Origin of the sequence: Nocardioides sp. Root140 (assembly GCF_001426745.1) — a bacterium.
In the GTDB taxonomy this organism is placed as follows: Bacteria; Actinomycetota; Actinomycetes; order Propionibacteriales; family Nocardioidaceae; genus Nocardioides.
Genome location: NZ_LMFI01000011.1, coordinates 204,985 through 225,554, shown reverse-complemented (window position 1 = coordinate 225,554; position 20,570 = coordinate 204,985). Strand labels below are relative to the sequence as shown.

Below are 20,570 nucleotides of genomic sequence, written 5' to 3'. Positions count from 1 at the left end.
CGCGTTACTTGGGGCAGGGCGGGGTTCAGCCGAGGGCCTTGCGGATCCGGGCGTCGCTGACGGTCTGCGCGGTGCCGAGGTGCTGCGCCCACAGCGAGACGCGGTACTCCTCCAGCATCCAGCGCACCTTGCGCAGCGCAGCACCCGGCGGGCGCCCCTGGGGCAACGCCTCCACGCGGTGCAGCCACGCGTTCTGCAGCTCGCTCATCTGGTCCATCACCTGCCGGTCCTTGGCGACCTGCGAGTCGAGCCGCTCCCGTCGTACGTCGATCGCGGCGAGGTAGCGCGGCAGCTCACGCAGCTGCGGCAGCCCGGCGTCGGCGACGAAGCCCCGGTGCACCAGCCGGTCGAGCTGGGCCCGCATGTCCGTGATCGCGGAGAGCGTGGACATGTCGGCCCGGCCGCTGAGCGTCTTGTCGGTGCGCCGCCACGCCTCCAGCACCCGGAACACGTCGTGCATGACGCCACGCACGTGGGCGGGCAGGTCCGTCGCCACGACCGCGGCGAGGGCGGCGTACTCCTCCGGTGTGCGAACCGGGGGTCGGGCGTCGATGGCCTGCTGCAGCACGGCCGCGCGGCAGTCCTCGAGCAGCTCGGTGACGTTCGGGTACGGCGACCCGGCCAGTGCCAGCTTCTCGGCATTGCCCAGCGAATCGAGGATCTCCTTGACCGGCGACGGGGTGCCGAGCAGCAACAGGCGGCGTACGGCGAGGCGGTGCCGGGCCTCCTGCTCGTCAGCGGAGCCGAAGACCTGCAGGCCCACGGTCGAACCCTCGTCGACCAGCGCCGGGTAGCCGCGCACCTCGTGGCCGGCGCGCACCTGGGTGAACGACGACTCGATGACGCCGAAGGTCCAGGAGGTCTGGCCGGTGACGGTGATCCCCGAGTCGGCGGCGACCTCGGCCATCGCGGCCGCGAACTTCGGGCGCAACGGTTCCTTGAGCGCCTCGAGGTCCTTGCCACGGGCCTGCTCGCGACCCGACTCGTCGACCACGCGGAACGTCGGCCGCAGGTGCTCGGGGACCTTGTCCCAGTCCCACGCGTCGCGGGGCACGACCACGCCCGTGGTGGCGCGGAACCAGCGTTCGAGCGCCTCGAGCAGCGGTTCGTCACCGGCGGGTACGGCGGCCAGGAACTCGCGGGCCTTGTTGGGTGCGGGGACGAAGTTGACCCGCAGGTTCTTCGGCAGGCTGCGGATCAGCGCGGTGACCAGCTCTTCGCGCAGGCCGGGCACGTTCCAGCTGAACTGGTCGGCCTCGACCCGGTTGAGGGTGGCCACCGGGACATCGATGGTCAGACCGTCGTCGACCGAGCCGGGCTCGAAGTGGTAGCCGATGTCGAACGTCAGGCCCTCGGCGTGCCACAGCTCTGGGTAGTCGTCGGCCTGCACCTCGTCGGCCGTGTCGTGGGTGAGCATGCGCGGGTCGAAGGTGAGCAGGTTCCCGTTGCGCTGCCGCTCCTTCTTCCACCAGGTGTCGAAGTGCGCGCCGCTGACCACGTCGGCGCCGATCCGCGCGTCGTAGAAGTCGAACAGCGTGTGCTCGTCGACCACGATGTCGCGGCGACGGGCGCGGTGCTCGAGCTCCTCGGCCTCCTTCAGCAGGGCCAGGTTCTTCGCGTAGAACTTGTGGTGCGTCGACCACTCGCCATAGACCAAGGCGTGCCGGATGAAGAGCTCGCGGGCCAGCTCGCGGTCGACGTTGCCATAGTTGATCAGTCGATCAGCGACGAGCGGTACGCCGTACAACAGGACCCGCTCGCGGGCCATCACGGCGGCCCGCTTGGCCGACCAGTGCGGCTCGGAGTAGTTGCGCTTGACCAGGTGGGCGCCAAGGCGTTCGGCCCACTCAGGGTTGATCGCGGCGTTCTGCCGGGCCCACAACCGGCTGGTCTCGACGAGCTCGGCGGCCATCAGGAACTGCGGGTTCTTCCGGGCCAGGCCGGAGCCGGGGAAGATCGCGAAGCGGGCACCGCGGGCACCGAGGTACTCGCGCATCGGACGACGTCCGGCACTCGACTTCGTGTCGCGTTCTTCCAACGCACCGATGTGCGAGAGCAGCCCGGAGAGCAGGGCCTGGTGGATGCCGTCGGAGTCGGGCTCATCGGCAGGCTGGCCGGCCTCGACGCGCATTTCCTTGCAGACCTGGCGCAGCTGGGACTCGAAGTCCTGCCATTCGCGCACGCGCAGGTAGTTGAGGAACTCCTTCTTGCACATGCGGCGGAACGCGCTGGACGACAGGTCCTTCTGCTGCTTCTTGAGATAGCGCCAGAGGTTGAGCCACGACATGAAGTCGGACTCAGGATCCTTGAAGCGGGCGTGCTGCTGGTCGGCCTGGGCCTGGAGGTCGGCCGGACGCTCGCGCGGGTCCTGCAACGACAGTGCGGCCGCGATGACGACCACCTCGCGCACGCAGCCGAGTCTTTCGGCCTCGAGGATCATCCGACCCAGGCGCGGATCGATCGGCAGTCTGGCCAGGCGTCCGCCCAGCCTGGTCAGCTTGGGGCCGGTCACGGCGCCGAGTTCTTCGAGAAGCTGGGTGCCGGCCTGCACGTTGCGCTTGTCGGGCGGCTCGACGAACGGGAAGCGGCCGACCTCACCCAGGCCGAGCGAGGTCATCTGGAGGATCACCGAGGCCAGGTTGGTGCGCAGGATCTCGGGCTCGGTGAACTCGGGACGCGCCTCGAAGTCCTCCTCGGAGTAGAGCCGGATCGCCACACCCGCCGCGACACGACCGCAGCGGCCTGAGCGCTGGTTGGCTGAGGCCTGGCTGATCGCCTCGATCGGCAGCCGCTGAACCTTCGTGCGCACCGAGAACCTGGAGATGCGGGCGACGCCGGAGTCGACGACGTAGCGGATGCCGGGCACGGTCAGCGAGGTCTCGGCGACGTTGGTGGCGAGTACGACGCGGCGCCCGCGGCCCGACCTGGGCGCCTCGAAGACCCGGTGCTGCTCGGCGGAGGAGAGCCGCGAGTAGAGCGGCACGACCTCGAGCCTGTCGCGCAGGTTGAGGTCTCCCAGCACGTCGGCGGTGTCGCGGATCTCGCGCTCGCCCGGCAGGAAGACCAGGATGTCGCCGGGGCCCTCGGCGGAGAGCTCCTTGACCGCCTCGACGATCGCCTCGGTCTGGTCGCGTACGACGACCTCGCCCTCGTCGTCGACGCCGTCCTCGTCGGTCGTGCCCGCCTGGATCAGCGGCCGGTAGCGCACCTCGACGGGGTAGGTACGGCCGGAGACCTCGATGATCGGCGCGGGGGTCTCGATACGCTCGCTGGCGCTCGCTACTCGACCACCGGAATCGAGTCCGAAGTGCTTCGCGAAGCGCTCGGGGTCGATCGTCGCCGAGGTGATGATCAGCTTGAGGTCGGGGCGCTTGGGCAGCAGGCGCTTGAGGTAGCCGAGGATGAAGTCGATGTTGAGGCTGCGCTCGTGGGCCTCGTCGATGATGAGGGTGTCGTACTTCAACAGCTTCCTGTCGCGCTGGAGCTCGGCGAGCAGGATGCCGTCGGTCATCAGCTTCACCCGGCTGTCCCGGCTGGTGCGGTCGGTGAACCTGACCTGGTAGCCGATCACGTCACCGAGCTCGGTGCCGAGCTCTTCGGCGATGCGCTCGGCCACCGAACGCGCGGCGATCCGCCGGGGCTGGGTGTGCCCGATCAGCTTGCCCTCGCGGCCGCCCAGACCACGGCCCAGCTCGAGGCAGATCTTGGGCAGCTGGGTGGTCTTCCCGGAGCCGGTCTCGCCGGCCACGATCACCACCTGGTGGTCGCGAATGGCCGCAGCGATGTCCTCGCGACGGTCGCTGACGGGGAGGTCGGGGTAGGTGATCTTCAGGTCTGGCTGCACAACGTCGACCATTATCCCGGTCGACGCCACCGGGTTTCCCGGCGCCTTGCTCGAGATCCGGTTCGGGCATGAACTGAGTGCTTCGGGTCTCACCGCTGCCAGCGGTGATCGGTGAGCAGGCCTGCCAGGGCCTCCATCTTGATCACGGGTGCGCCGGTGCCGGGCCTGCCCGAATAGGGAACCCGGACCCAGACCCGTTGTTTCGTGCCGTTGAACTGCACCACGACGTTGGCGCCCTCGGCGGCGTACTCCCACATGAGGTGCACCTTGTGGCCGCCCACCGTGCGGTCGCCGCAGGTCGTGTAGTCCTCGGGGTTGCACGAGGAGTCGTCCTCGGAAGAGATCGACCGCCGCGCGACGAATCCGACACCGACCGTGGTGGAGACGTCGCCGCGGACCAGGCGGCCGACCAGTTCACCGTCGTCGACCTCAAGGCCCCTCAGAGCGGCACCGTCGACTTCGAGATGATCTCTGGTGATCTTCAGGGCCCGCGACTCCGCGGAGGTCAAGGGCTTCTGCGGCGTCAGATCCTGGTCGGGAAGGTCGAGATCAGCAAGCGCCTCGACGAACCTCGCGGGGCTGATCGCGTCGGGCAGGAAACCCGGTTCGAACATGACGTATTCGCCGTCTTCTTGCCGGAACCCCCAGATGGGCGCTGCGTCGTCGCTGATCGTCACCCGCTGTCCGGCGACGGTCTTCTCCTGGCAACCGCCATCTGCGCAGAACCAAGGAATCTCTTTCCTGGCTGCGGCCTTCGAGGCACTGAGCCGGAACCAGACGTCGTCGGTGGCGCCGTCCCAGCCGAACGCCGGCACCACATGAACAGGCACACCAGCCTTGACCGTGGACTCCGTCGACGAGCCGGGCGGTCGGACGTGCTCGCCGTGTGGATCAAGGTCGTTGATCACCTCGTGCAGCAGCGGCACCGAGTTTGCGTCGAGCTCAACCTGCAACGGGCGATCGCCGGGAAACACCAAATTGACGTAGCCCGGTTGAAGTGAGTCCCAGGTGAGCGGTTCGAGCACCGACGCGGTGCCCGCCGGCTGCGGGTCGTCGCGACCGACGAGAAGTGCCGTGCCGGTGCCCACGATCGCGACGGCAACGGCCACGGCCCCGACCTGCGCCGTCCGGTGCCGACGCAGTGCCTTGTGCCCGCGTCGTACGTCGTCTGCGGGGGCGACCCCGATCTGGCCGACCGGGTCGGAGAGGCGGTCGAGCCGGCCCTCGAGCTCGTCGATGTTCATGGCAGCTCTGCCTCTCGCTCATCGGAACGCTCCGGCGTCAGGGTGACCCGCAATCGGGCCAGGGCGTCAGAGGTCTGGCTCTTGACCGTGCCGGCGCTGATGCCCAGGTCGGCCGCGGTCTCGTCGACCGACATTCCCCAGTAGTGACGCAGCACCACGACGCGACGTTGTCCTGGTGGTAGCGCACCCAGCGCCGTCCAGAGGTCGTCGTCGGACTCACGCTCGGCGCCGACCCCGGTCCTGGACTCCGAGCGCGACCCGGCCTCGGTCTCGGGCTCGAGCCCCGGGCGCTCCCGCTGCCAGGGGCGGGTCACTTCGGTCAGGTGGGCGTTGACCACGGCCCGCCGTACGTAGGCGTCGACCGAGTCGGCCCTGCGCACCCGCGACCACGCGACGTAGACCTTGGTGAGCGCGGCCTGCACGATGTCCTCGGCCCGACTGTCATCACCGCACAGCAGGTACGCCAACCGGCGCAGGCGGTCACGTCGGCTGGCCACGAAGTCGCTGAACTCCGCGTCGCGCCGCGCCTTGCTCGAGGTCATCCCCGTCCTCCCCGTCGAACGTTGTCACCCCTATGACCGAGCGCAGGCCACATCGGTTGGGTGGATCGCGAGAGATCCTGCCTCTTTTCAGGTGTGGGGGCTGGCAACGACTCGGCCCGGGCCCGCCGAGAGGCACATCCGGCACGGTTCGGCGTCGGAATCGGCGTCGGAATCGGTGCCGGATGTGCCGCTCAGGAGTCGGTGCTGTCCTGGCCGCCGGAGTCCTGGGTCTGATCGGGCGGTGCCAGCCGGTCGGACCCGTCATCCTGCCCGGTGCCCTGCTGGTTCCGTTGGTTCTGGCCGTTCTGGCTGCCCTGGCCGTTCTGGCTGCCCTGGCCGTTCTTGCCGGGCATCTGCTGGAAGGTGCCGGGGCCATTGCCGCCCGGACCGCGCATCCCTCCGCGTCCGTCGTCGGATCCGTTGCTGATCGCACCGAGCGCCGCACCGCCCGCGCCACCGAGGATCACGCTGGCCAGGGCCACCGCCGCCACGCCCCGGTAGCCGAGCACGCGGTCGTTCCACGGCCTCCGCTCGGCGGGTACGGCGGCCGACCCGGACACATCGGGGTTCTGGTTCTCGTCAGTCATGTCTCCGAGCGTGCGCCGGGCACCTGTGCGGAGGCTGTGTGGGCGATGAAGCCAACCTGTGTCGGTGGTTTCGAGACGGTTGCTGCGCAACCTCCTCAACCAGCGACAGGCCGGCAGGTTGTCGTAGCGCTCACAGGGAGCCCACAGGAACCTGACAGACTCTGCCCATCGGCGCGCGAGAGGTTGGTCACCATGGAGCTCACCAGACCTGACGGATCCCCCTTGCGCGTGCTCGTCGTCGACGACGAGGTCAACATCGCCGAGCTGCTCGCGATGGCGCTGCGCTACGAGGGACTCGACGTACGCCAGGCCCACACCGGCAGCAAGGCGGTGGCCGAGTCGAAGGCCTTCCGCCCCGACGCGGTGGTGCTCGACATGATGCTCCCCGACTTCGACGGCCTCGAGGTGCTCAAACGGATGCGCGGCACCGATCCCGACGTACCGGTGCTGTTCCTGACCGCGCGCGACGCCGTCGAGGACCGCATCGCCGGCCTGACCGCGGGCGGCGACGACTACGTCACCAAGCCGTTCTCCCTCGAGGAGGTGGTGGCCCGGCTGCGTGCCCTGATGCGGCGGGCCGGGGCATTGAACGCGCAGCAGGACAACGTGCTCACCGTCGGCGACCTCACCCTCGACGAGGACAGCCACGAGGTACGCCGCGGCAAGGACGAGGTCTCGTTGACCGCGACGGAGTTCGAGCTGCTGCGCTTCCTGATGCGCAACCCACGCAGGGTGCTGAGCAAGGCGCAGATCCTGGACCGGGTGTGGAACTACGACTTCGGCGGCCAGGCCAACGTGGTCGAGCTCTACATCTCCTACCTGCGCAAGAAGATCGACGCCGGCCGGGAGCCGATGATCCACACGATGCGCGGCGCCGGCTACGTCCTGAAGCCGGCATGATGCGCTGGCGCAGCCTGACCTGGCGACTGGTCGGCATCGCGGTGCTGCTGGTCGCGGTGACCAGCATCCTGATCGCCACGGCGACGACGCTGGCGATGCGGGCAAACCTCAACGCCCAACTGGACAAGGAGATCCGGACCACGTTGGACCGCGTGTCCGACGCGCCCCGAGTCCCGGCCGGCCAGACTGCGGGCCCCCTCCCCGACGGGGAACGAATCGGTCCCCCGCTCGGCACGATCACCCTGCAGGGCACCGGGGCGGGGTGGACGCGCGGAACCGTGGTCGTCGAGGTGAACGGCGCAACCTTCGGTGCGGCCGTCACCCTGTCCGACGAGCAGCTCGCCGCGTTCGCCGATGTCACCGACGACTCCCCCGAAACCCTGAACGTGCCCGACCTGCCCCGCTACCGCGTACTCGCGAAGACCACCAGGGACGGCGAGCGCGTGCTGGTCGGGATGACGACGGAGGAGGTGGACGGCACCCTGAGCGACCTGGTGCAGTGGGAGATGCTGGCCACCGTGCTCGGCGTACTCCTCGCGGCGACAGCCGGCAGCTTCGTCGTACGCCGGCAGCTGCAGCCGCTCAACGACGTCGCCGACACCGCCCACCGGGTGGCCGAGCAGCCGCTGGCATCCGGCGAGATCGACCTCACCGACCGGGTGCCCGAGCATCTGACCGACGAGCGCACCGAGGTCGGCCGCGTGGGAGCAGCCCTGAACACGCTGCTCGCCCACGTGGAGTCGAGCCTCGATGCCCGGCACCGCAGCGAGCAGCAGGTCCGCCAGTTCGTCGGCGACGCCTCGCACGAGCTGCGCACGCCACTGGCCACCATCAAGGGGTACGCCGAGCTGGCCCGGCGCCGACCGGACGACGCGGCGGGCGTGCTCGCCGCGCTCGACAAGGTGGAGGCCGAGTCCGGCCGGATGACCACGCTGGTCGAGGACCTCCTGCTGCTGGCCCGACTCGACTCGGGACGCCCGCTCGACTCCGCCCCGGTCGACCTGACCCGCCTGCTGCTCGAGGCGGTGGCCGATGCCCGCGTGCTCTCCCCCACCCATCAGTGGCGGCTCGACCTTCCCGCCGAGAGCGTCACCGTGCTGGGCGACGAGCAGCGGCTGCACCAGGTGGTGACCAACCTGCTCACCAACGCCCGCAAGTACACCCCCGCCGACACGACGGTCACGGCCCGCGCCCGGCCCGGTGAGATCACGATCATGGACGACGGCCCGGGGTTCGCGCCGGAGCTGGCCGACACCGCGTTCGAGCGTTTCGTCCGCGGCGACGAGGCCCGCAACCGCGCGGGCGGCGTGGGCCTCGGCCTCTCGCTGGTCAAGGCGATCATGGAGGCCCACGGCGGCACGGTCGAGCTGTCCAGCCGGCCCGGCGAGACCCGGTTCACGTTGAGGTTCCCGACTCACAGGTGAGGGACAGGTTCCACCCACGGCTGACCCAGCCGAGCCGCCGAATGTTGCGGCATGGACACCCAGACCCTGCTGCCCGTCGTACGACCACCTGACCCGGGGACACCAGCCCGGCCAGGACCGCCCGCTCCCCGCGCCGTCCCCCGACCCGTGTGGGAGCGGGCGGCCCTGGCCGGGTTGCTGCTCGGCACGGCCGTGCTCTACCTGTGGGGCCTGTCGGAGTCCGGGTGGGCGAACTCGTTCTACGCCGCCGCGGCGCAGGCCGGCTCGGAGTCGTGGAAGGCGTTCCTCTTCGGCTCCTCCGACGCCGCCAACTCGATCACCGTCGACAAGACGCCCCTGTCCCTGTGGCCGATGGCACTCTCCATCCGCATCTTCGGGCTGTCGTCGTGGAGCCTGCTGGTTCCCCAGGCGCTGATCGGCGTCGGCTCCGTGGCCCTGCTGCACGCCACCGTGCGCCGTACGACGGGATCGGTGGGGGCCGGACTGCTGGCCGGGGCGATCCTGGCGTTGACCCCGGTGGCGGTGCTGATGTTCCGCTTCGACAACCCCGACGCGATGCTCGTGCTCCTGCTGATCGGCTCGATCCACGCAACCGTCCGAGCCCTCGAATCACCGCGCGCCATGCGGTGGTTGGCCCTCGGCGGGGCACTGGTCGGGCTCGCCTTCCTCACCAAGATGCTGCAGGCCTTCCTGGTGCTGCCGGCACTTGCGGCGGCGTACGCGCTCTTCGCCGTGGTGCCGTGGCGCCGTCGCATCGGCCACCTGCTGGTCGCCCTCGGGTCGATGATCCTCGCCGCCGGCTGGTGGATCGCGGTCGTCGAGCTCTGGCCGGCGTCGTCGCGGCCCTACATCGGCGGCTCGCAGGACAACTCGATCCTCGAGCTGACCCTGGGCTACAACGGCTTCGGCCGGCTGACCGGCGACGAGACCGGTTCGGTCGGCGGCGGCAACGGCTGGGGAGAGACCGGCTTCTGGCGGATGTTCAACTCCGAGATCGGCGGCCAGGCCTCCTGGCTGCTGCCGGCCGCGCTCGTCCTCGGCATCGCCGGGCTCTGGTTCTCCCGGAAGAACGGAGTCGCCGGACGCCGGGCCCGGGCCGGTCTCACCCTCTGGATGGGCTGGCTCGTGGTCACCTGGCTGACGTTCAGCTACATGGCCGGCATCTTCCACGCCTACTACACGGTCGCCCTGGCCCCGGCGGTCGCGGCAGTCGTCGCCATCGCCCTGCACGGGCTGTGGCAGAAGCGCGAGTCGCTCGTCGTCTCGGGGGTCCTCGCCTTCGTCACCGCCCTCACCAGCGCCTGGGCGTTCGTGCTGCTCGACCGGGCCGGCGACTGGCACCCCTGGTTGAAGTACGTCGTGGTCACCGTCGGCCTGGCCTGCGCGCTGATGCTGGGCGTCGTACGCATCCTCCCGCAAAGGGTGGCCGTCGTGGTCGCGGCCGGCGCACTGGTCGCCGTCCTCGCCGGGCCGTTCGCGTTCTCCCTCGCCACCGCGGCGACGCCGCACACCGGCTCGATCCCGAGCGCCGGGCCGAGCGGCACGGGCGGTATGGCTGGCATGGGCGGCATGGGTGGCGCACGCCCGGGCGGGGCGGGTGGCCCGGGCGGCACCGGCACCGGCAGCCTGCTCAACGGCAGCGACCCCTCGACCGCGCTGACCGAGCTGCTGCTGCAGAACTCCGACGCCTTCACCTGGGTGGCCGCGGCGTCCGGATCCAACGCGGCCTCCGGCTACCAGCTGGCCACGGAGGAACCGGTGATGGCGATCGGCGGCTTCAACGGCAGCGACCCGAGCCCGACGCTGGCGCAGTTCCAGGAGTACGTCGCCGACGGCGAGGTCCACTGGTACATCGCCGGGGGAGGCATGGGCGGCTCCGGCGCGTCGTCCGAGATCTCGCAGTGGGTGCAGGAGAACTTCACCGCACAGACCGTCGACGGGGTCACGCTCTACGACCTCTCCGAAGGCGTCGCGTGAGTGCCGTCGAAGCCCTCGAGCCGGCACCCGTGCTCGAGGTGGTGATCCCGGTCCACAACGAGGAGGTCGCCCTCCCCCGGGCCGTCGCCATGCTGACCCGCCACCTGGCCGAGCTGCCGTGGACGTGGCAGGTCACCATCGCCGACAACGCCTCCACCGACGCCACTCCCCTGGTGGCCCGCCGACTCGCCCATGAGTACGACGGCGTGCGGGTCGTGACGCTCGCCGAGAAGGGCCGGGGCCGTGCGCTCAAGCAGGTCTGGCGCGAGTCGCAGGCCGACGTGCTCGCCTACATGGACGTCGACCTCTCGACCGACCTCAACGCCGTGCTGCCGCTGGTGGCCCCCTTGATCAGCGGGCACTCCGACGTCGCGATCGGCTCCCGTCTCTCCCGCGGGGCACGGGTCACAAGGGGTCCGCGGCGGGAGCTGGTCTCCCGCTCCTACAACGTGATCCTTCGCTCCACGCTGCGGGCCCGGTTCCGCGACGCACAGTGCGGCTTCAAGGCGCTGCGGCGCGACGTCGCCGAGGTGCTGCTGCCGTTGGTGGAGGACGACACGTGGTTCTTCGACACCGAGCTGCTGGTGCTGGCTGAGCGCTCGGGGCTGCGCATCCACGAGGTGCCGGTCGACTGGGTCGACGACCCGGACTCGCGCGTGGACGTCGTACGCACGGCGCTCGACGACCTGCGCGGCATCCGGCGGTTGGCGTGGTCGCTGGCGACCGGCCGGCTGCCGATGGAGGCGGTGCGCGCCCAGCTCGGCACGGCTCGCGCCCAGGGTCGACCGGGTACTCAGGTGGCGTTGTTCGCTGCCGTCGGTGTGCTGAGCACGTTGGCCTATGCCGTTCTCTATCTGGGGTTTCGCCAGTGGATGCCCGGCTTGTGGGCCAACGCGCTGGCGTTGTTGGTCACCGCGATCGGCAACACGGCGGCCAACCGTCGCTTCACGTTCGCGGTCAGCGGCGGCGGACACCTGCGGCACCATGCCCAGGGGCTCGCGGTGTTCGGCGTCGGGCTGGCGATGACCAGTGGGTCGCTGTGGCTGCTCGAGGCGGTGGAGCCGACCGCGTCGCATCGCGCCGAGGTCGTCGTACTCACGATCGCGAACCTCGTGGTGACCGTGATGCGCTTCCTGGCGATGCGGCTGTGGATGTTCGCGCCGCGACTCAGGACGGCTGGACGACCTCGACCAGGGCCGGCAGTGACCCGGCGAGCAGTTCGAGCACCTCGTCGCGGCTGACCCCGTCGGGGTTCTCCGCCCAGGTGAGTGCCACGTCTTCGGCGAAGGCCGACCAGGCGTGCACCATCAGACGCGTCGCGGGAGTGTCGGGCAGGATCATGCCCTCGGCGTCCTCGTCGAAGAGCCGGTCGGTCAGCGCCCTGCGCGCCTCGTCGTAGATCGCGCGGATCGACGCGGTGCCGGCGGCCGCACCCTTGACCAGCGAGAGGTAGCCCTCGTAGTTGGCCACGACATAGTCGAGGTAGGCCGCCATCGAGGCCAACAGCCGTTCGAGCGGCTCCCCCTCACCCGGCGGCGCGGTCTGGGCGATCAGCTCGTCGGCGGCACGGCGTACGACGGCCTCGTGGAAGTCGTGCTTGTTGCCGAAGTAGTGGTAGAGCAGCCCGCGCGAGATGCCGGCCTCCTCGGCGAGGATCTCGATCGAGAGCTCATCGAGCGAACGTGTCGCGAGCAGGGTGACCCCGAGGTCGAGCAGCTGCTCGCGGCGGGTCTCCCGGTTGAGCCGGATCCGCGGGGTGCTGGTCATGCGCCCCACCCTACTGAATTCTTTTCAACAGGGCTATTGACGGTTGTTCAGTAAGCCGCGTACCGTCACTTGGCATGACCACGACCACCGTCAAGCACCTCGTCGTCGGCGCCGGCTTCGCCGGCCTCGGCATGGCCGTCAAGCTCGACGAGGACAACGAATCCGACTTCCTCGTCGTCGAGAAGGGCTCCGACGTCGGCGGCACCTGGCGTGCCAACGACTACCCCGGCGCCGCGTGCGACGTACCGAGCCAGCTCTACAGCTACTCGTTCACGCCCAACCCCGACTGGTCGATGTCCTTCTCGCCGCAGCCCGAGATCCAGGCCTACATCCGGCGGGTGGCCGACGAGTCCGGCGTGCTCGACCGCTTCCGCTTCGAGGTCGCCCTCGAGAAGGCCGTGTGGGACGACGACGCGCAGCAGTGGCAGGTCAGGCTCTCCGACGGCAGCGAGGTCACGGCGACCAACCTGATCTCCGGCGCCGGCGGCCTCTCCGAACCCCGGCTCCCCGACATCGACGGCATCGAGGGCTTCCAGGGCGAGGTCTTCCACTCGGCCCGGTGGAACCACGACATCGACCTGACCGGCAAGCGCGTCGCGGTCATCGGCACCGGCGCCTCGGCGATCCAGATCGTCCCCGAGCTGCAGAAGGTCGTGGGCCACCTCGACGTCTACCAGCGCACCGCGCCGTACGTCATCCCGCGCAACGACCGGCGCTACACCGGCTTCGAGAAGCTCGCCTTCCGTCATCTGCCGCTCGTGCAGAAGGCCTACCGCACGGCGATCTACTGGGGTCGCGAGCTCTACGTGCCCGGCTTCACCCTCGAGCCCAAGCTGGCCTGGCCCGCGAAGCAGATGGCCCTCACCAACCTCGCCCGCGGGATCAAGGACCCCGAGCTGCGCGCCAAGGTGACGCCCGACTACGAGATCGGCTGCAAGCGCATCCTGATCTCCAACACCTACTACCCCGCACTGGCCTCCGACAACGTCGAGGTGGTCACCGACGGCATCTCCAAGATCACCGGCGACGCCGTCGTCACCTCGGACGGCGTCGAGCGCCCCATCGACGTACTCGTCGTGGCCACCGGGTTCTTCACCACCGAGCAGCCGATCGCCGAGGCCATCACCGGTCGCACCGGCGCGACGCTCGCCGAGACCTGGCGCGACACCGGCATGGTCGCCTACAAGGGCACCACCGTGCACGGCTTCCCCAACCTGTTCCAGATCGTCGGACCCAACACCGGCCTCGGCCACTCGAGCATGGTGTTCGTCATCGAGTCGCAGATCGCCTACATCCGCGATGCGATCCGCACGATGGAGCGCGAGGGCTACGCCAGCGTCGAGCCCCGCCCCGACGTACAGGATGCGTGGAACGACGACCTCCAGCGGCGCCTGAAGAAGACGGTGTGGAACACCGGCGGCTGCGCCAGCTGGTACCTCGACGACGAAGGCCGCAACACCACCCTCTGGCCACGCACCACGTTCACCTTCCGTCGACTGCTCGCGCGGTTCGACGTAGCGTCGTACGACGTGACCGCCTCCTCGCCCACCCCCTCCAAGAAGAAGGTGTCCGCATGAAGTCGCTCGAGAACAAGGTCGTCGTGATCAGTGGGGCCGGGTCCGGCATGGGCCGCGAGCTCGCGCTGCTGGCTGCCGGCAAGGGCGCCAGGGTCGCCGTCTCCGACTGGAACCCCGACGGCCTCGAGGGCACGGTCCAGCTGCTGAAGGAGCAGGGCGCCACCGACCTGCGCTCCGACGTGGTCGACGTGTCCGACCGCGCCGCGATGGCCACCTGGGCCGCGGCCGTCGTCGAGCAGTTCGGCGTCGTGAACGTCGTGGTCAACAACGCCGGCGTCACGATGACCGGCGACTTCGAGGACATGACCTACGAGGAGTTCGACTGGATCGTCGGGGTCAACTTCAACGGCGTCGTCAACGGCACCAAGGAGTTCCTCCCCCACCTGATCGCCTCGCGCGACGGCGCACTGATCAACATCTCCAGCCTGTTCGGCCTGATCTCGATGCCCGGCCAGTCGGCGTACAACGCGACCAAGTACGCCGTCCGCGGCTTCACCGAGGCACTGCGCGAGGAGATGCTGGTCAACAAGCACCCGGTCACGGTGACCTGCATCCACCCCGGAGGGATCAAGACCGGCATCTCGCGCAACGGTCGCAAGACCGCCGGCCAGGACGGCAGCACGATCGACCGGCTCTTCGAGGAGAAGCTGGCCCGGATGCCGGCCGACAAGGCCGCCGCGATCATCCTCGCCGCGGGCATGAAGGGGAAGGCGCGCCAGCTCGTCGGCATCGACGCGCACCTCCTGCACCACTTCGCCAAGGTCACCGGGTCGCGCTACCAGGACATCGTGGCGCTGACGTCGAAGCGCGTGATCCCCGCCAAGAAGTAACGCTCGATCTTCACGACGTCCTGCGTTCCGGTTGCTCCGACAGCCGGAACGCAGGACGTCGTGCGTGCTAGGAATGGCGGATGGAGTTCGGGGACCCGATCGATGTCGCGATGACCAAGTGGCGCGACCGTCCGCACTGGGCCTACCGAGCGCACTACCTCGGTCGCGACGAGCACGGTGACTGGCTGGGCGTCCCGGCCGGCACCCGCATGGCCCGGCCGGGCGTCGAGATGCTGTCGGCCGTCGACCAGGTCTGCCTCGCCCCGACCACCGGCGATCTCTCGCAGAGCGGTTGGTTCGCGACGTTCCACGCACGTCGCGCCGACGGCACCGGCGCCGGGTTCGAGCCCGCCTTCCCGGTCGAGGTGTACGTCGACATCGCCACCCAGCCGGTCTGGGACGGTACGACGGTCCGCTCGGTCGACCTCGACCTCGACGTGGTGCGGGCGTTCAGCGGTCGCACGTGGATCGACGACGAGGACGAGTTCGCCGAGCACCGGGTGGCCCTGGGCTATCCCGACGAGGTCATCGAGCTGGCGCTGGCCAACTGTGCCGCCGTACACGCCGCAGTGCTCGGGCAGGTGGCGCCGTACGACGGCCCGACCGCCGCAGCCTGGCGGGCCATGTTGGACGGCCTGTCGTGAGTTCGGATCGACCCGTCGTGAATTCTGGTTGGCCACCGAACTGACGACGGGTCAGCAAGAACTCACGACAGGTCGGCACGAACTGGCGACAGGTCAGCGCTTGCTGCGGGCGCGGAAGGGACCGACCAGGCGCGGGCCGGAGAGACGACCCTCGAGCTTGCGGGCCTCACGCTTGAGCGGCTGGGCGATGTATTCGCCCAGGATCACGCCGGAGGCCAGGGCGATCGCCACCGAGGCCGCGGTGATGATCGCCACCAGTCCCCGCGAGGTCTCGCCGCCCTCGGCCATCAGTGAGAGTCCGCGGTAGATCGAGAGGCCGGGCAGCAGCGGCACGATCGCCGAGACCACCACGACCAGCGGTGGCACCTTGACCCGACCCGAGACCGAGTAGCTGACGAGACCGATGAACAGGGCGGCCGCCGCCACCGACCACGTGCGCCCGAAGCCGGCACCCTCGATGCCATAGGTGATCGCGAGCGCGACGCCGGCGATGAGGCCGATCGGGGCGAGGATGCGCTTGGGCGAATAGGCACTGAACGCGAAGGCCGCAGCTGCGACGGCTGCCCCGACGGACATCGTCGCGAGAGTGGTGAGGCCGCCGCGACCGGGCTCGAGGCGTCCGATGTCGACGCCGACCACGTCACCCAGCGCCAGGCCGCCACTGACCCCCGCGATGATGCCGGCGGTGGAGAGCAACGCCTCGGTCATCCGGGCGTTGCTCGTGACGTAGAAGCCGGAGAGTGCGTCCTGGAGTCCGCCCATGAAGCCGATGCCGGAGAGCAGCATGATGATGTTGGCGGTCACCACGACCGACGGGTCGACGTCGAGCTCCGCGGCGGCTGCCGCCAGCGCGAGCAGGGTCGCGACGGCCCCACCGGCCACCTGGAGGTAGAACGTCGGCAGCCGCTGGCGCGACAGGAGCATCTGGGTGCGGTCGATGAGGACCGCGGCGATGAAGGCGATCAGCACCACCAGTGTGTTGCCGCCGAGCATCATGCCGACGCCGGCCGACATCACACCGGTGCCCGCGGTCACCGCCCAACGATGCCGTGCGTGGCCCGACGAGCTGATCCGGGCAACCGTCGCTCGGGCCTCGACCAGGTCGATGCGGTCGGCCAGCAGGTCACGCACCAGGTGGTCGATGCGGGTGAGGTCCTCGTAGTCGATGTCGCGTTGCTTGACCTGCCGCATCATCACCAGGGGTACGTCGCCGGGCTCGGGCTGGTAGCTCATCGACAGGCTGGTGAAGGTCACGTCGACGATCGGGTTGCGCAGGCCCAGGTGGTAGGCCACTGACTGCATGGTGGCGGTGACGTCGGCCGCACCCGCGCCGTTGGAGAGCAACATCTCGCCGATGCGCAGGCTCAGGTCGACAGTGAGAGCGATCTCGCGTGGCTCCGCCATGGTCGACATGCTTTCACGGGGGTCGGACTGTGGTTCGCTTGAGTCGTGCACATCGACTTCCACGGCTCACCCCGGCCCACACTCGGCGTCGAGTGGGAGTTCGCGCTCGTCGACAAGACCTCCCGCGATCTCGTCAACTCCGCCGCGGACCTCTTCACCGCGGTGGGTCCCGAGCTCGCCGACGCGCGCAAGTTGCACAAGGAGCTGCTGCGCAACACGGTCGAGGTCGTCACCGGCATCTGCACGACGGTCGACGAGGCGATGGCCGACCTGCGCAGCACCTTGGACGTCGTACTGCCGGTGGCCGACGAGCTGGGCGTCGACCTGTTCGGCGCCGGCACGCACCCGTTCGCGAACTGGTCGGCCCAGCAGCTGACCGAGGGGCACCGCTACGAGGAGCTGATCAACCGCACCCAGTGGTGGGGCCGGCAGATGCTCATCTGGGGCGTGCACGTGCACGTCGGTCTGCCCGAACGCGACAGGGTGCTGCCGGTGATGTCGGCGCTGCTCAACCAGTACCCCCACCTGCAGGCGCTCTCGGCCTCCTCCCCCGTCTGGGCGGGCACCGACACCGGCTACGCGTCCAACCGGGCGCTGATGTTCCAGCAGCTGCCGACCGCCGGACTGCCCTTCCAGTTCGAGACGTGGCCGGAGTTCGAGGTCTTCGCCCAGGACCAACTGACCACCGGGGTGATCGACGAGCTGTCCGAGATCCGGTGGGACGTCCGGCCGGTGCCACGGCTCGGCACGCTCGAGAACCGGGTCTGCGACGGCGTCTCGACGATCGACGAGATGGCCGCACTGGTCGCCCTGATGCACTGCCTCGTCGTCGACCTCGACACCCGGTTGGCCGCCGGGGAGAGGCTTCCGGTGATGCCGCCGTGGCACGTGCAGGAGAACAAGTGGCGGGCCGCCCGGTACGGCCTCGACGCGATCATCATCCTCGACGCGGCGTCCAACGAACGCCTGATCACCGACGACCTCGACGACCTGCTCGATCGCCTCACACCGGTGTCCAAGCGCCTCGGCTGCGAGGACGAGCTGCGGTCCGTCGCGGAGATCCCGCGGCGCGGTGCGTCGTACCAGCGCCAGCGCGCGGTCGCCGCCGACACCGGGGGCGACCTGGTCGCGGTGGTCGACTCGGTGGTCGGCGAGCTCCGGGCCTCACTGCATCCCTGAGCGCGCACCACCGCAAGAATCCACGGCTCGCGGCGCAAGAACCCACGGCTCGCGCATCAACAATCCACGGTTCGCGTCAGTAGCCGCCTTCGGGAGGGACCATCTCGGCGCGTACGCCGAGCAACCGGATCGCCCGGTCGTCCTCCAGTGCGGCGAGCAGGTCGAGGGCGGTGCGGGCGATGACGTCCACGTCGTACGTCGGCTCGGCGAGCTTGCGCACCTTGGTGAACGTGAAGAACGGCACGAACCGCACCTTCAGGTGCACGCGTTGGCAGGGTCGGCCCTCACGACGGATGTCGGCGACGACCTGGACGGCCAGCGCGTGGACCGCCGCGGCGATCTCGTCGGGGGTGGTGAGGTCCTGCTGGTACGTGGTCTCGCGGCCGTGGGCCCGCGGCACCCACGGGGTGTCGTCGACCACGGCGCTCCCGGCGCCGGTGCCGAGCCGGTGCACGTGCACGCCGGTGTTGGGCCCGAACTCCGCGGTCAGCACGTCGACCGGTGCCGCGGCGAGCTCACGCACCGTGGTGATGCCCAGGTCGGCCAGCCGTGCGGAGGTGCGTGGTCCGACGCCCCAGAGGTCCTTGGTCGGATGGTCGCCGAGCACCTCGAGCCAGTTGTCGCGGGTCAGCCGGAAGGTGCCCCGTGGCTTGCCGAAGTCGGTGGCGTTCTTCGCCCTGATCAGCGTGTCGCCCATGCCCACGGAGCAGTGCAGCTCGGTGGCCGCCAGCACGCGGGCCTGGAGGTCGTGGGCGGTGGCCAGGACATCCTCGGTCTCGATGCCGACGAAGGCCTCGTCCCAGCCGAGCACCTGCACCACGGCGCCGGGCGTCTCGCGCAGCGCCTGCATCACCCGCTCGGAGGCAGCCTCGTAGACCGGGAAGTCGACCGGCAGGAACACCGCGTCGGGGATCTTGCGCCGCGCCACCCGCAACGGCATACCGGAACGGACGCCGTACGCCCGCGCCTCGTAGGACGCCGTCGACACCACCGCGCGCTCGGTCGGGTCGCCCCGGCCGCCGACGACGACCGGCTTGTCGGCCAGCTCGGGGTTGCGCAGGATCTCCACGGCGGCCAGGAACTGGTCCATGTCGACGTGCAGCACCCAGCGCATGATCAGCGCTTCGTCGGCGGCAGCGCGTCGGTCGACTCCAGGGTGCCCATGCCGGTCAGCACCAGCAGGTCGGCGATCACCGACCGGATCTGGGCCAGCACCACCTCGACGGACAGGTCGTCGGTGCGCTCGACGGTGCCGGTCGCCTTGCCGACGGCGAGCAGGGCGCCCTGTGCGTCGGCGGCCATCCGGTTGGCGGAGAGCTCACCAGCCACGACCTTGCACGCATCGGCCAGGTCGCGGCACAGCAGTGGGTACGACGCGGGCACGGGGCGTCGTCGGTACGCCGCCACCGCCGTACGCCGGACCAGCACACGGGTGCTGCGCAGGGCCCGGTCGAGGGGCTCGACGAGGTCGGCCATCCGTCGGACGGAGCCCTTGTGCCGCACCCGGAACGGCGAGCTGGCCACCACCGAGAGCCCTTCGTCGGCGGCCGCCTGGAGCTCACGGATCAGGTAGTCGGTGGCGCGGGCGTCGGCGAGCAGGTCGAGCGCCGGCTCCACCTCGCCGTCGACCATCACGTCGGCGGCGGCGCGGAGCAGTGTCGCGATCTTGTGCACGACCTCCGCAGCCTGCTCGCGTGGCCGCCGCAAGGGCGCGGCCGGCACCGCCGTGGCCGCCACCAGCGCCACCGCACCACCGATCAGGGCGTCGGTCCAACGGGTGAGCGCCTGCCCCGAGGACGGGACCAGGGTCGCCACCACGATCGACTGCACGCCCGCCTGGGTGACCAGCAACGGTCCACCGTCGAGCAGGAAGGCGCTCGACATGGCCAGCGCGACGATGAAGGTGAGCTGCCACCAGCCGGTGCCCACGGCATAGACCAGCAGGTCGGCGATCAGCACCCCGACAGCGACACCGATGCACACCTCGACCACGCGCCGCAGGCGCTGCCCGAACGACGTGCCCAGGCAGACCAGGGCAGCGATCGGTGCGAAGAACGGCGTGGGGTGCCCGAACACGTCGCTGGCCAGGAACCAGGCGACGCCGGCCGCGATCGAGCACTGCGCGATCGCGAACGACTTGGTCCGCAACCGGCGCAGGCGGGTCCGGGCCGACGTGCGACCGCGTTGCCAGGCGCGATCGAGCGGGTGGACCTCCATGCGCTGATCGTGTCAGATGCCGCCCCTAGGGGTGGTGGGCATACCGCAGGGCGAGCTTGAGCTGGCCGAGGTCGCGGTACCAGATGCGCACCTCGGTGCGGCATCGCACGCGGGCCACGCGGGTGTCGTACTCACCGCACTCGGCGAGGGCCTCGGAGTCGGTCGGCGGGTAGATCGAGCTGCCGTCGTAGTAGTGGATGCCGAAGCCGTTGGCCTTGTCGCCCTCGACGGCCACGATGGTGTGCGCCGGGGGCTCCCAGGCGGCGGGCGCCCGGGTCTCGGCGTGTCCGGCGCCGACGGTCAGGCCCATCAGCAGGCCGCACCCGATGCCGAGCGTCAGGGCGAGCAGGTGGAAGGTTCGTGTCATGCAGGTCTCCGTGGGTCACGGGCCGGCTGCTCCGGCCCTTCACCACGAGACGCTAGGGACGACCAGC

General features: G+C 69.9%; 17 protein-coding genes. 8 read left to right on the top strand and 9 right to left on the bottom strand.

Features of this window, described 5'->3' with window-relative positions:
• Window positions 1-25: 25 nt before the first annotated feature.
• The 4 genes from hrpA to ASD30_RS26725 all read right to left on the bottom strand — a co-directional run bounded on the left by hrpA (window position 26) and on the right by ASD30_RS26725 (window position 6,217).
• Complete coding sequence (gene hrpA, locus ASD30_RS19630) at window positions 26-3,856, bottom strand: ATP-dependent RNA helicase HrpA (RefSeq protein ID WP_056685820.1); 3,831 nt, start codon at window positions 3,854-3,856, stop codon at window positions 26-28.
• A gap of 77 nt (window positions 3,857-3,933) precedes the next feature.
• A complete protein-coding gene (locus tag ASD30_RS19625) occupies window positions 3,934-5,088 on the bottom strand; it encodes a hypothetical protein (protein ID WP_056685816.1) in 1,155 nt (384 codons plus the stop codon).
• Entirely contained in the window at window positions 5,085-5,630 is a 546-nt protein-coding gene (locus tag ASD30_RS19620; RefSeq protein ID WP_056685814.1) for a SigE family RNA polymerase sigma factor, read from the bottom strand. Before ASD30_RS19620 ends, ASD30_RS19625 begins: the two co-directional genes overlap by 4 nt.
• A gap of 191 nt (window positions 5,631-5,821) precedes the next feature.
• Window positions 5,822-6,217: a hypothetical protein gene (locus tag ASD30_RS26725; protein WP_056685811.1), complete on the bottom strand. Its 396-nt coding sequence runs from the start codon at window positions 6,215-6,217 to the stop codon at window positions 5,822-5,824.
• A gap of 192 nt (window positions 6,218-6,409) precedes the next feature.
• On the opposite strand from ASD30_RS26725, the gene ASD30_RS19610 reads away from it, so the two are divergent.
• Genes ASD30_RS19610 through ASD30_RS19595 form a run of 4 tightly spaced genes read left to right on the top strand, consistent with a single transcriptional unit; the run spans window position 6,410 to window position 11,759 of the window.
• Window positions 6,410-7,117, top strand: a complete 708-nt coding sequence (locus ASD30_RS19610; protein WP_056685808.1) for a response regulator transcription factor — start codon at window positions 6,410-6,412, stop codon at window positions 7,115-7,117.
• Window positions 7,114-8,541, top strand: coding sequence for a sensor histidine kinase (locus ASD30_RS19605; RefSeq protein ID WP_056685805.1), 1,428 nt, complete (start codon window positions 7,114-7,116; stop codon window positions 8,539-8,541). The genes ASD30_RS19610 and ASD30_RS19605 overlap by 4 nt, the downstream gene beginning before the upstream one ends.
• A gap of 51 nt (window positions 8,542-8,592) precedes the next feature.
• Window positions 8,593-10,518 carry an ArnT family glycosyltransferase gene (locus ASD30_RS19600; RefSeq protein ID WP_082564011.1) on the top strand — a complete coding sequence of 642 codons (1,926 nt, stop codon included), beginning with the start codon at window positions 8,593-8,595 and terminating at the stop codon, window positions 10,516-10,518.
• Window positions 10,515-11,759: a bifunctional glycosyltransferase family 2/GtrA family protein gene (locus ASD30_RS19595; RefSeq protein ID WP_056685799.1), complete on the top strand. Its 1,245-nt coding sequence runs from the start codon at window positions 10,515-10,517 to the stop codon at window positions 11,757-11,759. Before ASD30_RS19600 ends, ASD30_RS19595 begins: the two co-directional genes overlap by 4 nt.
• On the opposite strand, the gene ASD30_RS19590 is transcribed toward ASD30_RS19595, so the two are convergent.
• A complete protein-coding gene (locus ASD30_RS19590; RefSeq protein WP_056685796.1) occupies window positions 11,686-12,285 on the bottom strand; it encodes a TetR/AcrR family transcriptional regulator in 600 nt (199 codons plus the stop codon). The two genes, ASD30_RS19595 and ASD30_RS19590, sit on opposite strands and share 74 nt — an antisense overlap.
• Before the next feature lie 74 nt (window positions 12,286-12,359).
• On the opposite strand from ASD30_RS19590, the gene ASD30_RS19585 reads away from it, so the two are divergent.
• From ASD30_RS19585 to ASD30_RS19575, 3 genes are all read left to right on the top strand, one after another.
• A complete protein-coding gene (locus ASD30_RS19585; protein WP_056685793.1) occupies window positions 12,360-13,862 on the top strand; it encodes a flavin-containing monooxygenase in 1,503 nt (500 codons plus the stop codon).
• Window positions 13,859-14,692 (top strand): SDR family NAD(P)-dependent oxidoreductase, encoded by an 834-nt coding sequence (locus ASD30_RS19580; protein WP_056685790.1) that lies wholly within the window; start codon window positions 13,859-13,861, stop codon window positions 14,690-14,692. The genes ASD30_RS19585 and ASD30_RS19580 overlap by 4 nt, the downstream gene beginning before the upstream one ends.
• An 80-nt stretch (window positions 14,693-14,772) precedes the next feature.
• Complete coding sequence (locus ASD30_RS19575) at window positions 14,773-15,336, top strand: DUF402 domain-containing protein (protein WP_056685787.1); 564 nt, start codon at window positions 14,773-14,775, stop codon at window positions 15,334-15,336.
• A 93-nt stretch (window positions 15,337-15,429) separates the two neighbouring features.
• On the opposite strand, the gene ASD30_RS19570 is transcribed toward ASD30_RS19575, so the two are convergent.
• Window positions 15,430-16,740, bottom strand: coding sequence for a threonine/serine ThrE exporter family protein (locus tag ASD30_RS19570; protein ID WP_056686099.1), 1,311 nt, complete (start codon window positions 16,738-16,740; stop codon window positions 15,430-15,432).
• Between the two features lie 45 nt (window positions 16,741-16,785).
• On the opposite strand from ASD30_RS19570, the gene ASD30_RS19565 reads away from it, so the two are divergent.
• Window positions 16,786-17,919: a glutamate--cysteine ligase gene (locus ASD30_RS19565; RefSeq protein ID WP_056685784.1), complete on the top strand. Its 1,134-nt coding sequence runs from the start codon at window positions 16,786-16,788 to the stop codon at window positions 17,917-17,919.
• A gap of 76 nt (window positions 17,920-17,995) precedes the next feature.
• Here the strand turns inward: ASD30_RS19565 and ASD30_RS19560 are convergent, their stop codons facing one another.
• From ASD30_RS19560 to ASD30_RS19550, 3 genes are read right to left on the bottom strand one after another with little or no spacing between them, the layout of a single operon-like run.
• On the bottom strand, window positions 17,996-19,033 hold the full coding sequence (locus ASD30_RS19560) for a DNA polymerase IV (protein WP_056685781.1): 1,038 nt from the start codon (window positions 19,031-19,033) through the stop codon (window positions 17,996-17,998).
• Window positions 19,034-19,035: 2 nt separating this feature from the next.
• Window positions 19,036-20,136 (bottom strand): FUSC family protein, encoded by a 1,101-nt coding sequence (locus tag ASD30_RS19555; RefSeq protein WP_056685778.1) that lies wholly within the window; start codon window positions 20,134-20,136, stop codon window positions 19,036-19,038.
• Between the two features lie 25 nt (window positions 20,137-20,161).
• The gene (locus ASD30_RS19550) at window positions 20,162-20,503 is read right to left on the bottom strand and encodes a hypothetical protein (RefSeq protein WP_200950134.1); all 342 of its coding nucleotides are present in this window, start codon (window positions 20,501-20,503) and stop codon (window positions 20,162-20,164) included.
• Window positions 20,504-20,570 lie beyond the last annotated feature (67 nt).